General features: G+C 38.8%; 17 protein-coding genes. 11 read left to right on the forward strand and 6 right to left on the reverse strand.

Annotated features, from left to right (window positions below; genetic code table 11):
- Positions 1-75 precede the first annotated feature (75 nt).
- Entirely contained in the window at positions 76-312 is a 237-nt protein-coding gene (locus tag IHV11_RS02115; protein WP_191752119.1) for a YuzB family protein, read from the forward strand.
- Positions 313-521: 209 nt separating this feature from the next.
- A complete protein-coding gene (locus IHV11_RS02120; protein ID WP_197189670.1) occupies positions 522-1,736 on the forward strand; it encodes a NupC/NupG family nucleoside CNT transporter in 1,215 nt (404 codons plus the stop codon).
- Positions 1,737-2,082: 346 nt separating this feature from the next.
- Here the strand turns inward: IHV11_RS02120 and IHV11_RS02125 are convergent, their stop codons facing one another.
- Positions 2,083-2,661 (reverse strand): ECF transporter S component, encoded by a 579-nt coding sequence (locus IHV11_RS02125; protein ID WP_231620172.1) that lies wholly within the window; start codon positions 2,659-2,661, stop codon positions 2,083-2,085.
- Between the two features lie 557 nt (positions 2,662-3,218).
- Between IHV11_RS02125 and IHV11_RS02130 the strand changes: the two genes are divergently transcribed.
- Both IHV11_RS02130 and dapF read left to right on the forward strand, forming a co-directional pair.
- Positions 3,219-3,461: a hypothetical protein gene (locus IHV11_RS02130; protein ID WP_197132037.1), complete on the forward strand. Its 243-nt coding sequence runs from the start codon at positions 3,219-3,221 to the stop codon at positions 3,459-3,461.
- Between the two features lie 16 nt (positions 3,462-3,477).
- On the forward strand, positions 3,478-4,344 hold the full coding sequence (gene dapF, locus IHV11_RS02135) for a diaminopimelate epimerase (protein ID WP_197193555.1): 867 nt from the start codon (positions 3,478-3,480) through the stop codon (positions 4,342-4,344).
- Positions 4,345-4,402: 58 nt separating this feature from the next.
- Here dapF and IHV11_RS02140 read toward each other — a convergent pair whose 3' ends face one another.
- A complete protein-coding gene (locus IHV11_RS02140; RefSeq protein ID WP_197132034.1) occupies positions 4,403-4,783 on the reverse strand; it encodes a winged helix-turn-helix transcriptional regulator in 381 nt (126 codons plus the stop codon).
- 148 nt (positions 4,784-4,931) lie between these two features.
- On the opposite strand from IHV11_RS02140, the gene IHV11_RS02145 reads away from it, so the two are divergent.
- Positions 4,932-5,606, forward strand: a complete 675-nt coding sequence (locus IHV11_RS02145) for an NAD(P)H-dependent oxidoreductase (protein ID WP_197193556.1) — start codon at positions 4,932-4,934, stop codon at positions 5,604-5,606.
- A 38-nt stretch (positions 5,607-5,644) separates the two neighbouring features.
- Here the strand turns inward: IHV11_RS02145 and mqnE are convergent, their stop codons facing one another.
- Positions 5,645-6,742 carry an aminofutalosine synthase MqnE gene (mqnE, locus tag IHV11_RS02150; protein ID WP_197132030.1) on the reverse strand — a complete coding sequence of 366 codons (1,098 nt, stop codon included), beginning with the start codon at positions 6,740-6,742 and terminating at the stop codon, positions 5,645-5,647.
- A gap of 310 nt (positions 6,743-7,052) precedes the next feature.
- Here mqnE and IHV11_RS02155 point away from each other — a divergent pair, with 310 nt between their 5' ends.
- Entirely contained in the window at positions 7,053-7,232 is a 180-nt protein-coding gene (locus IHV11_RS02155) for an aspartyl-phosphate phosphatase Spo0E family protein (protein ID WP_197193557.1), read from the forward strand.
- A gap of 78 nt (positions 7,233-7,310) precedes the next feature.
- Entirely contained in the window at positions 7,311-7,667 is a 357-nt protein-coding gene (locus IHV11_RS02160; RefSeq protein WP_197193558.1) for a HesB/IscA family protein, read from the forward strand.
- 58 nt (positions 7,668-7,725) lie between these two features.
- On the opposite strand, the gene IHV11_RS02165 is transcribed toward IHV11_RS02160, so the two are convergent.
- The 3 genes from IHV11_RS02165 to IHV11_RS02175 form a co-directional block, all read right to left on the reverse strand.
- Positions 7,726-7,887, reverse strand: a complete 162-nt coding sequence (locus IHV11_RS02165) for a hypothetical protein (protein ID WP_197193559.1) — start codon at positions 7,885-7,887, stop codon at positions 7,726-7,728.
- A gap of 139 nt (positions 7,888-8,026) precedes the next feature.
- Entirely contained in the window at positions 8,027-8,200 is a 174-nt protein-coding gene (locus IHV11_RS02170) for a hypothetical protein (protein ID WP_197193560.1), read from the reverse strand.
- An 82-nt stretch (positions 8,201-8,282) separates the two neighbouring features.
- Positions 8,283-9,260 carry an NAD(P)/FAD-dependent oxidoreductase gene (locus tag IHV11_RS02175; RefSeq protein WP_197193561.1) on the reverse strand — a complete coding sequence of 326 codons (978 nt, stop codon included), beginning with the start codon at positions 9,258-9,260 and terminating at the stop codon, positions 8,283-8,285.
- Positions 9,261-9,636: 376 nt separating this feature from the next.
- On the opposite strand from IHV11_RS02175, the gene IHV11_RS02180 reads away from it, so the two are divergent.
- The 4 genes from IHV11_RS02180 to IHV11_RS02195 all read left to right on the forward strand — a co-directional run bounded on the left by IHV11_RS02180 (position 9,637) and on the right by IHV11_RS02195 (position 12,184).
- Positions 9,637-10,836 (forward strand): NAD(P)/FAD-dependent oxidoreductase, encoded by a 1,200-nt coding sequence (locus IHV11_RS02180; RefSeq protein ID WP_197189665.1) that lies wholly within the window; start codon positions 9,637-9,639, stop codon positions 10,834-10,836.
- Between the two features lie 77 nt (positions 10,837-10,913).
- Positions 10,914-11,396 carry an NUDIX domain-containing protein gene (locus IHV11_RS02185; protein WP_197132013.1) on the forward strand — a complete coding sequence of 161 codons (483 nt, stop codon included), beginning with the start codon at positions 10,914-10,916 and terminating at the stop codon, positions 11,394-11,396.
- Positions 11,397-11,647: 251 nt separating this feature from the next.
- On the forward strand, positions 11,648-11,779 hold the full coding sequence (locus IHV11_RS02190) for a YuiA family protein (protein WP_171005383.1): 132 nt from the start codon (positions 11,648-11,650) through the stop codon (positions 11,777-11,779).
- An 81-nt stretch (positions 11,780-11,860) separates the two neighbouring features.
- Complete coding sequence (locus IHV11_RS02195; protein WP_197132010.1) at positions 11,861-12,184, forward strand: YuiB family protein; 324 nt, start codon at positions 11,861-11,863, stop codon at positions 12,182-12,184.
- Positions 12,185-12,194 lie beyond the last annotated feature (10 nt).

A 12,194-nucleotide genomic window follows, 5' to 3' on the forward strand; every position in this document is an offset into this window, starting at 1 on the left:
AGGAAGAATGAGTGTTTACATTGACTACAACTATAGAAACCGTTAGGATGGATTCATCAAGAGGTGAAGACGGAAATGAGACCGATTATAGAGTTTTGTGTAAGTAATTTAGCGAGTGGTGCACAAAAAGCGCTAGAAGAACTCGAGAAAGACTATGATCTAGACGTTATCGAGTATGGGTGTCTAGGGTATTGTGGACACTGTGCAAAGTCGATGTTTGCTCTCGTAAATGGAGATATCGTTCACGGAGAAACATCAGATGAACTTGTGAAAAATATTTACAATCATATAGAAGAAAACGGAATGTTTTAAAAAGCAGCTATTCTAAAAATGGGATAGCTGCTTTTTCTATGGATAAGGGAGTTATGATTGGGAAAAATATCTAGCATATAATTTTTTGAAAAACGATTGCATTTTTGTCGAAATTTGTTACATTAGAAAAGGGTCAGTCATTGGATGTCTGACAACTAACGTGCTAATAGTAAGCGTTTTCTTCCAAATTACAAAAGGGGTGTACGAATATGCAAATTTTATGGGGATTAGGTGGTATGCTCGTTCTTCTTGTAATCGCATTCTTACTTTCTCAAAATAAGAAAGCGATTAACTGGAGAACAGTAATCGGTGCACTAGCAATTCAAATTGCTTTTGCGTTGATCGTTCTTAAATGGGATGCTGGAAAACAAGCATTGCAAAGCGTCTCACAAAAAGTTTCAAACGTTGTTGCTTATGCGAACGAAGGGATTACTTTCTTGTTTGGAAGTATGATTCCAGCAGAAGGAAAAGGATTTATCTTTGCGTTTCAAGTTTTAACCGTTATTATTTTCTTCTCTTCTCTAATCTCAGTTCTTTATTACCTAGGCATCATGCAATGGGTTGTAAGAATTTTAGGGGGAGCATTATCTAAGTTATTAAAAACAAGTAAAGCAGAATCAATGAGTGCTACTGCAAATATTTTCTTAGGTCAGACAGAAGCACCTCTAGTTATTCGTCCATATATGAACCGTCTTACTCAATCTGAACTTTTTGCTGTAATGGTAGGTGGACTAGCATCAGTAGCAGGTTCTGTATTGATTGGTTATTACCTATTAGGAGTACCGTTAGAATACTTAATCGCGGCAAGCTTTATGTGTGCTCCTGCAGGACTTGCGATCGCTAAGATCATTGTTCCTGAAACAGAAGAGCCTGAAACAATGGGTGAGATCAAATTAGAACGTGACAAAGATACAGTAAACGTTATCGACGCAGCGGCAAAAGGCGCTGGAGATGGACTTCAAATCGCTCTTAACGTTGGGGCAATGTTACTTGCATTCATCGCACTTATCGCTTTAGTTAACGGTATCCTTGGCGGAATCGGTGGCTGGTTCGGTTATGAGATCACACTTCAACAAATTCTAGGTTATATTTTCGCTCCAATCGCATTTGTTATTGGTGTACCGTGGGAAGAAGCAGTTAAAGCCGGTACGTTCATCGGTCAAAAAATCGTATTGAATGAGTTCGTTGCTTATTCTTCATTCGCACCTCAAATTCCAGACTTAATGCCGAAAACAGTAGCGGTTGTAAGTTTCGCACTTTGTGGTTTCGCGAACCTTTCTTCGATCGCGATCCTTTTAGGTGGTCTTGGAGCAATGGCACCTACTCGTCGTCCTGACATCGCAAGACTTGGAATGCGCGCTGTAATCGCAGCTACAATCGCAAACTTACTAAGCGGTGCAATCGCAGGTATGTTTATTCTATAAGAATGGTTTCATTTTAAGATGTTCAAGCTGATGCTTGAGCATCTTTTTTTGTTAGCGAGGATTTTAGCAGATAGCGTGCTGTGCAATTCTCTGTCACACTTGGGACATAGTCCCCTGAATAATACCAGCTGGGGTATCTTCATCTATAATTAAGTCTAAGCAAACAAAATTGGGTCGAAATAAGACTTAATTAAGTCGAAACGGCTTTCAATTAAGTCTAAATTCTAAAATAAAGGCGGTTCGCTAAATTTCGACAAGCGATCTAACCGCCAGTCCAGCTTAATACCCCTATCATGAACAATAAAAAAACCGCAGTGGGAATCATTCCCCCCTGCGGTTTTACCATTTAGGCCTGTTGAGCGATCTGTTTCATCACCCATGGCTGCATTCGGTTGTATAATGCTACGAATAACAGTGTAATTATCGTACCTTTTATCAAGTTAAACGGTGTTATACCTTTTAATATAAGATCAAGCATCATCTGGCTAGACATCGGATCAGCTCCAAGGAACCACGTATAGGCTGGTAAGATGATCACGTAGTTGAGAAGCCCCATCATAAATGTCATCAAAACCGTTCCTAAGATCAAGCCCGCTGAAAGACGTTTAACAGAATTCTTTTTGCGGAATAAGTAGGATACTGGAAGAATGAATAGAATACCGGCCACAAAGTTTGCTAATTGACCAACTGGCACTCCGGTAAAGCTTCCTACTATCCCGTAGTGTAGAACATTTTTTATGGCTTCCACCATCACTCCTGCCGCTGGTCCGAAAATGATTGCAGCTAGAAGTGCAGGCACCTCACTAAAATCAATCTTTAAAAATGGAGGTAGCCCTGGGAACGGAAAGTCGAGCATCATCAGTACATACGCAATCGTACTGAGCATCGATACCGCTACCATTTGTTTGATCTTTCCCTTTTGCATTGAAATCTCTCCTCTTTTGTGTTGCGCCATCTCATGATTTCGAATGCAGCACAGCCTGCTTCACACAAAAAATCCTTAGTCAGTTAATGAGACTAAGGGGGTTTGTAAGTATGATGAACAGCATGTAAAAGATGCACAAAATGGCATGCTTAAACAAAGGGTTCTAATTAAAGTTGAACCGCTGTACCTACATCTTCTCCCATCCAGACTATACTGTCGGCTCTGGAATTACACCAGATCAGCAAAGTATTACATCGCTACGATGTCTAGCCTCAATCAACCAGACACTCGAGGTCACTTTCCTCTAGCCCTTCGACACAAAAAGCGTGTCTTTGGTCAAGAGTTAAGTGCTGGTCGTGTCTAAACGGTTGTTTCGGCTTTTCTAAGCTCACGGGCTGATGAAGAGGGAATCTTCAATTACCGCCGGTCGGGAATTTCACCCTGCCCCGAAGATGGATCGCTATTGTATTTTGTTACATCACCTATTATACTTTAAAAAATGTAAGTTGTGAACGAATATGCAATAACCATACCTTCCAAATAGAGGATGAACCGATATGAAATTAACATTTGAATATACATGGCCATATGAAAGAATGATGAAGGATATTTATATTTCGGAATGTCCGTTCTGCCAACGAGACAATGTATTGACTTCCTTTAAAGAAGAACAACTGAATCTTGCTCAAGAAGGAATTAAACAGATACTTATTATGCCTTGTTGTCATGGCAAGTTAACCATACTAAACGCCGACGATGATTATTTTTATACGGATGAAAAATTGAGAGGTCAATCATAAGGAGCAGGGTTAAGCGATGGATACGTTGAAATTCACAAAAATGCATGGATTAGGCAATAATTACATCTATATAAACATGTTTGAAGAGTGTATTGATGAGGCTGATCTGCCGAGGTTAGCAGCGGAAGTCTCAAATCCTTACACGGGCATAGGATCAGATGGGATGATTCTAATCTGCCCAAGCGAATTAGCGCCAGTTAAAATGAGAATCTTTAATAATGATGGTTCTGAAGCTAAAAACTGTGGTAACGGACTTCGATGTGTAGCCAAATATGCGTACGAAAACAGATTAGTAACAGAAACCGAATTTCAGATTGAAACACTAGGTGGTTTAGTAACTGCAAAAGTAACAATAGATAACAACAATAAAGTATCACTCGTTACGGTTAATATGGGTAACCCCATCCTTCGACCTCAAAAAATTCCTGTCACGGGATTTGACCACCTCCAACAAGTGGTGAATGAGGAAGTATTTTTTGATGGGACACCTTTAAGACTCACTGCTGTTTCAATGGGAAATCCACATGCCGTTTTCTTTGTGGATAATATTGAGAAAGCGCCTCTGCATTCGTTAGGACCAATCATCGAAAAAGATTCAATGTTTCCTGATTGGGTAAACGCAGAGTTTGTAGAAGTGGTGTCTAAAAGTGAAATGCACTTTAGAGTTTGGGAGAGAGGATCAGGTATTACACAAGCTTGTGGTACAGGAGCTTGTGCAGCAGCTGTAGCTGCCGTTCTAAACGAAGAAGCAGATAGAAATACGGATATTACCGTTCATTTAGCAGGCGGAGATCTCATCATTAACTGGAAAGATAATGGCGATGTTTGGATGACTGGCCCAGCGGAAATAATCTGTACGGGTGAATATCATACTAATAGGTAGAAGGTGCACACATTATGCCTACACCTACTAAAAAAGAAAGCAGAGATGCTTTCTTTTTTTAATCCTTAACTTCAGCCTGCTCACGATGTTGAACGATTTTCTCCGTATGTTCAATTCCCCATTGAAGCATGGACTTTATAATAGGGATCAGTGTTTCACCAAATGAAGTTAGAGAATATTCCACTTTGGGCGGGACTTGTTTATAAACTTCTCGGTGTATGATGCCGTCACGCTCTAATTCTCGTAGCTGTAGGGTAAGCATTCGCTGTGTAATTCCAGGGACGAGGCGCTTTAGTTCGTTAAAACGTATCTTGCCCTCGATCAAGTGATACAAAATAACGCTTTTCCACTTACCACCGATAATATCAAGAGTCGCTTCGACTGGACATGAATAGCCGTGAGATTGCCAATTGGAAAGGTCGAATTGCTGATTAGTCATTGAATGGCTCCTTTAGTATAAAAAATGATACTATGACACAAAAATGTGCGTACTTTTCATTTTTGTTATTACTTTTATAATATATTGTGTAGGATATTAAAACAACTTTAAATTACGTTCATAAATATTGAAGGAGAGATAAATCATCATGAATAAAGAAGCTAAAAAACAAGAGATCTTAGAGGCATTTCAGTTCAGACATGCAACAAAGGAATTTGATCCAGAGAAAAAGATTTCAGATGAAGACTTTGAATTTATTTTAGAAACTGGACGTCTATCACCGAGTTCTTTCGGCTTTGAGCCTTGGCGTTTTGTTGTCATTCAAGACCCAGAGCTACGTGAACAGTTGAAACCTGTATCATGGGGTGCACAAAAACAATTGCCGACTGCGAGTCACTATGTCGTGATGCTAGCACGTACGGCAGAAGATATGATGTACGATTCAGAATACATTGAGCATATGAAGAAAGATGTAAAGAATCTTCCGAAAGAAGCGTATGATGCGATCAGTGGATTTTACAAGACATTCTTAGAATCTGACTTTAAGCTTCTTGGAAACGACCGCGCTATGGTCGATTGGGCAGCTAAACAAGTCTATATTGCACTAGGAAATATGATGACAGCAGCTGCTCAAATTGGTATTGATTCTTGCCCGATCGAAGGATTTGATCAAGAGAAAGTTCAGGCTATCTTAGAAAAAGAAGGAGTACTTCAAGGAGGAAACTTTGAAGTAGCGGTTATGGTAGGATTCGGCTATCGCGTAAATGAACCACGTCCAAAAGTTCGTCAAGATATGAGCGATGTTGTGAAATGGATTAAGTAATGAACATAAAAAAGTGGAGGCACAATCGCCTCCACTTTTTAGTATTTTTGAATGATGTTATAAAATGTATCACGTTCTACAGGAACTTTGTTTGCTGTTTTGATCAAGTGAACAAGTTCTTTACGTGTAATCCCTGATGACGTTAATGCTCCAACAGCGTGAGAGATACGTTCCTCGATCAACGTTCCGTGGATGTCACTTGAACCGAACGTTAATGCCATTTGAGTTAACTGAACACCAATGTTGATCCAATATGCTTTGATATGGTCAAAATTATCTAGCATGAGTCGGCTGATCGCAATGGTTCTCATATCATCAAAAGCAGATGTTCTTCTCATCAATCCCATAGATTGTGTACGAGGCTGCATAGCTAACGGGATGAATACCATGAATCCGTTTGTTGAATCTTGAAGTTGGCGCAAGCGGTCCATATGAATGAGACGTTCTTCTTTCGTCTCAATAGATCCGTACAACATTGTTGCATGTGTTTTTAATCCTAAACCATGTGCGATTTCATGTGCTTCTAACCACTGATCAGTCGATGCTTTGTCTGGGCTCATTTTTAAACGGTAACGTTCGGTTAGAATCTCAGCACCACCACCAGGCAGGGTATCAAGACCTGCTTTAATCAACTCTTCTAATACTTCTTTCATCGAAAGTCCAGCTATTCTGGAGAAGAACTCGATCTCTGCACCTGTATATGCTTTAACCGTTACTTGTGGATAATGCTTTTTTAACGTCCGAATCGTATCTAGATAATAATCAAAAGGTACTTCGTGATTATGACCACCTACGATATGAAACTCTCGAATGTTATCGTTCCAGCGTTTTTCAACATAGCTCAAGAGCTGCTCATCGTTCATCGTATAAGCGCCTTCTTCACCAGGCTTACGCTTAAAGCCACAGAAACTGCAAGTAGCTTCACATACGTTAGTCGGGTTGATGTACAAGTTTTCAATGAAGTAAACGTTGTCGCCGTTTTTACGCTTATTAACCTCGTTTGCTAATGAAGCAACGCTTAGCAAATCATTCGTTTCATATAGAAATAATCCATCTTCAATCGAAAGACGCTCACCGTGAGTTATCTTTTCAGCGATTGCCTCCATACGCGTATCTAGCGTTAATATATTTGCCATTACTAATCCCCCTAATTTTTCAAATGAAATGTTCGGATGATGTACACAATTTTTTAAGAGATAGGCATTAAGCGACACTCTCTCTTTACCAAATTTATACGAATACTTATGTATTAAGAGAATTCAATACATGTCTTAATTGCATAATCATTATAATCCTATTCAAACTTTACGACAAGGGAAGCTGCTTTTACAGATATTTGCACATAAAAAGTTTAATTTTTTTATTAGCGACTCGTTGTCTAATAAATAGAAAAAATGTAAAATAAAAGGAACGGATATGTTGAAAACGAAGAGTGGAGTGACGAAAATGAAAGCCACAATACCAGCCGCTAGACTTGAAAAGATCGAACAATTAGAGGCATTGCGTAATAAAATGATACAGGCGGCGAACGTGTTAGGTCTGCAGCATCCAATGGTGTTAAAATATAGTAGAAAAATTGATGAGACACATAATAAGATTATGGAAATGCAGCAAAAAAACAACTAATCTAAAGCCGATTCCTTGAGGGCTTATTTAAGAGTCGTTATACTATAGATATAGATCCTTATAAGAGGAGTGATCACGATGATCGTTGAAATAACAGATAGTGCAGCGAGTCGAATTAAAGAAATGCTTGCTGATGAAGAAGATCAAAATCAATTTCTCCGTGTAGCGGTAAAAGGCGGCGGATGTACAGGGCTTTCTTATGGCATGGGTTTCGATAGTGATAAAAGTGACTCAGACCAAGAAGAGATGATTGAAGGAATCCGCGTGGTTGTGGATGAAGAAAGTGCAAAAGTCCTAAAAGGAACAGTTGTCGACTTTAAACAGAACATGATGGGTGGAGGGTTTACGATTACAAACCCGAACGCAATCGCATCATGCGGCTGTGGATCTTCTTTCCGAACAGCGACAAACGCTGGAACACCAGAAGAGTGTTAAATAAAGTGCGATAATAAAAGCTCCTGCCTCTTATTCAAGAGGCAGGAGCTTTTTTGAGCTAAATGATATTAAAAATAAAAAGTACCCCAAGTATATCTGATAAAACAGCAGCACCGATAAGTAAGAATTTCTTCTGTTTGTATTGCTCTTTTAAACCAAGAGGCATCAAAAAGGTACCAAGGATAAAGAAAACAATTCCAAGTATTAAATTAATCTCCATTATGTAAGTCTCCTTATCTAAAAAAAGATATAAGAAAACCCGGCGCGCCAACACCGGGTAAAAATTCATATGAGTCAGCGGCACTTGTCCGCCTCAATTACCATGATAACAGAATTAAAGGTTGCTAACCATATGCAATTTATTCCACTGTGTATTTTTCTAGATCTTGTAGCAACTTAGATAAACGTGGAATTTCTTTTTTCGTATCTTCTAGGAAAGATTCGTCTGATATATGAAGCTGATTGATGATCCTTTGCATTTCCTGAAGGCAGTCAGCAGCATGCATTTCCTCTTCACTAAATTGTCTGTTCATATCTACTCTCTCCCTTACATGACTATTTGAATGATTGAAAATAAAAAGGCGCAGGAGCTTGTTACCCCGCGCCAATTAAAGTTTAGAATAAGCTAGTACTGTGTAAAGGTTGTGTCTTAGCGTTTGGATCGATATATGATTTAGCATTGTTGATTGCCGTAGGCGCTTCACCAAAACCTGAAGCGATCAACTTTACTTTACCATCATACGTACATACATCACCAGCAGCATAAATACCTTTTATATTTGTTTCCATTTTTGAGTTAACGACGATTGAGTTTTTTTGAATATCTAAGCCCCATGTTTTAATTGGACCTAGAGAGGAGATGAAACCATAGTTTACAACTACAGCATCCACTTCAACGGTCTCTTTAACATCTCCATTCTCTAAAACAACAGCTGAGATATTTTCTCCATCACCGATCAACTCTGTAATTTGATAAGGGGTTTTAACTGCAACTTTCGAATTCATTAACTGCTCGACGCTATGTTCATGAGCACGAAACTTATCACGTCTGTGTGTTAACGTAACTTGTGGAGAAATAGGCTCAAGCATCAATGACCAATCAAGAGCTGAATCTCCGCCACCACAAACTAAAACGCGTTTTCCTGCGAATGCATTTAAATCATTTACGAAATAATGAAGGTTTTTCCCTTCGTATTGTTGAGCGGTTGCCAGTTCTAAACGACGAGGCTGGAATGCTCCTACGCCTGCCGTAATTAAAACGGCTTCGCTGTAATGCACGCTTTTATCTGTTGTTAACTCAAAGATTTCTTCGCTTTTTTCAACATTTTGAACCGATTCTTCTAAAACGACTGTTGGGTTAAACTGCATCGCTTGCTCTTTAAGATTATTGACGAGTTCTTGAGCAAGTACTTTAGGAAATCCAGCAACATCATATATGTACTTTTCAGGATAAAGAGCAGATAACTGACCGCCAAGTTGAGGCATGCTCTCAATAATTTTCACCTTCATCTGACGCATGCCACCATAGAAAGCAGCAAACAAGCCTGAAGGTCCTCCGCCAATAATCGTAATATCGTAAATCTCTTTTGTCATAACTTTCACCTCTTCTAGATTTATGACTGACGAACATGTAATATGTTCTGACCAGAACGTGCTATCTCTCATTTTTACATTCTTGAAGGAAGCCCAAAGTCCTCTTTTTGTTTGTAGATTTTGACATTGTCAAACAACGTAATGAAAGGTACTTCACAATAGAAATTGAAACATCATCATAACGAAAAAAGGGTTGAAAAAACAAGAAAAAAGGAATAAGATGAGGGTGTATGGTTAAAAAATGTCGAAATTTCGAACGTTTTTTGCATTTATTTATATCCTATTACGTGAAATATATCACAATCTATTCCTTTCCATCATATTTAATGATTGAAAAGGTCAAACTAAAAAAAATGAGAACTGGAAGTGAATTTAAATGAGTAAGCCAAAAATTCTAATATTAGGCGGCGGCTACGGTGGAATCATGTCAGCTGTCCGTTTACAAAAAGAGCTAGGTTCAGACGAAGCTGAGATCACGTTAGTAAACAAGCACAACTATCATTACCAAACGACGTGGCTTCATGAGAACGCAGCAGGTACATTACATCATGACAAAACACGTATCATGATCGATAACATTATCGACATGAACAAAGTGAACTTTGTTCAAGATACGGTTAAAGAAATTAAAAAAGATGAAAAGCTTGTTATTTTAGATAATCAAGAATTAACATACGACTACTTAATTATTGCTCTTGGTTCTGATCCAGAAACTTTCGGTATCCAAGGTCTTAAAGAGAATGCATTCAGCATTCGCAGCATCAACTCTGTTCGTAAAATTCGCGAGCATATCGACTATTCTTTCGCTCGTTACAATAACGAAGGACAACCTGATGAACTTATTACAATCGTAGTAGGTGGAGCAGGATTTACAGGAATTGAGTTCGTTGGGGAACTAGCTGACCGTGTTCCTGAACTTTGCCGTGAATATGATATTCCTCGTGAAAAAGTTCGTATCGTAAATATTGAAGCTGCTCCAACAGTACTTCCAGGATTTGATGAGGAACTAGTTGAGTATGCAATCAATAACTTAGAACGCCGTGGCGTTGAATTCCTTGTAAGCACACCGATCAAAGAGTGTAATGAAGATGGTGTAATTCTTGCAAATGGCGAAGAGATCAAAGCAGCTACTATCGTTTGGACTGGTGGAGTTCGCGGTAACCACTTAGTTGAAGAAGCTGGATTCGAAACGATGCGCGGACGTGTGAAAGTTGATAAAGACCTTCGCATGCCTGGATTCGAATATATTTTTGTTGCAGGAGACTGTGCACTTATCATCGATGAAGAAGCGAACCGTCCATATCCTCCAACAGCTCAAATCGCGATTCAACAAGCTTACACGATCGGCCGTAACATCAAAGCATTAATGAACGGTGGAAAGCTTGAAGAATTCAAGCCTGATATTAAAGGTACAGTTGCGTCCCTTGGTAAAGGTGAAGCGATTGGTAAAGTTGGAAACAAGAAATTATTTGGTGCAACTGCATCTGCCATGAAAAAAGTAATCGATAACCGCTACCTGTTCTTACTAGGTGGGGTACCGATGGTTATTAAAAAAGGAAAATTAAAACTGTTTTAATGGATAGTGGTAAACTAAGAACAGAAGCGTAAAGCTTCTGTTCTTTTTTATTACGTTGAGAAAGGGCGAGCGTTCGGATGACGAAAAAAGACAGAGGAAATGTTTGGCTTGCAGCAGCTGGTCTACTGATCGATGAGGATGGCAGATGGCTCGTCGTAAAAAAGAATTATGGCGGGCTAAAAGGAAAATGGTCTATTCCAGCTGGCTTTGTAGATGCTGGAGAAACAGTTGATGAAGCGGCGATTCGAGAAGTTTATGAAGAAACAGGCATCGTTGGTGAAGTCAGTACAATACTTGGTATACGCTCAGGTGTTATTAAAGAAACCATTAGTGATAATATGGTTGTTTTTTTATTGAGGAAGAAGCATGGCGATCTTTCACAGCATTCAAGTGAAATTGAAACAGCTGCTCTCATGACGCCTGAAGAACTAAGAGCAGATCCTGATACATCATTAATGATTCATTACTTTATGGAAAGAAAAGTGAAGTTTCTAGAAGATAAAATCAATCCTGGAGACGTATTCGGTTATACGACTTATAAGGTAATGGATTGTAGATAAAAGTACATACTTATCGAAAAAGATTATTGATTCAGGGCTTCCGAAGAGCTCTGTTTATTTTAGTTAAACTCCTTAGAAAGGGTTTTAAACAATTAACAACAAAAATGTACGAAATATTCTGATAATTAAAGAATGTTCATGATGATTACGCTTACATTGGAGTATTTAGCTTTAAAATCGGTTTTTCATTCCCTCATTTCCTTGTTATTATTATCTGAAAATTTAAACAAAAAAAGAGGGAGTGTTACAACATGAGAAAACATGCGATTCAGAAAAAACATGATCAATGTCCATACTGTGAGGGAAAGGGTTATTTTCAGCTCTTGCTTGGAGGATCTGAAACGTGTGTGGAATGCTGCGGAAGCGGTAAAAAAAGAGCTTAAAACCGTAACGCTCTCAAACACGATTGACGTATATGCCCCCGTTTAGTAAACTAACCTAAGGATTATGGGGGTGTCTACATCATGGATTTGCTATTGCCGCAATTCATTATTTCAATGTTGCTGTTTATGGTTCTATTCTTTGGAATCGGTTTCTTATTTAATATGCTTTTACGTGCTACTTGGTTTATGGTTATTCTATATCCAATAGTCGTCATTATGATAGTAGATGACATTCGGTTTTTCGAGTATTTTACAAAGCCAGGTACGAGCTTCGGACTACTTGGAAGTGATCTTCTAAATTTGTCAGTATCTGATATTACGATTCTTGCTTGTGGATTAATCGGTGCGATCCTTTCCGGAGTTGCCATTAAGATGTTGCGGGTACGCGGTTATCAGATGTTTTAAAAAGCCCCTT

Origin of the sequence: Fictibacillus sp. 26RED30 (assembly GCF_015903845.1) — a bacterium.
Classification (GTDB): domain Bacteria; phylum Bacillota; class Bacilli; order Bacillales; family Fictibacillaceae; genus Fictibacillus; species Fictibacillus phosphorivorans.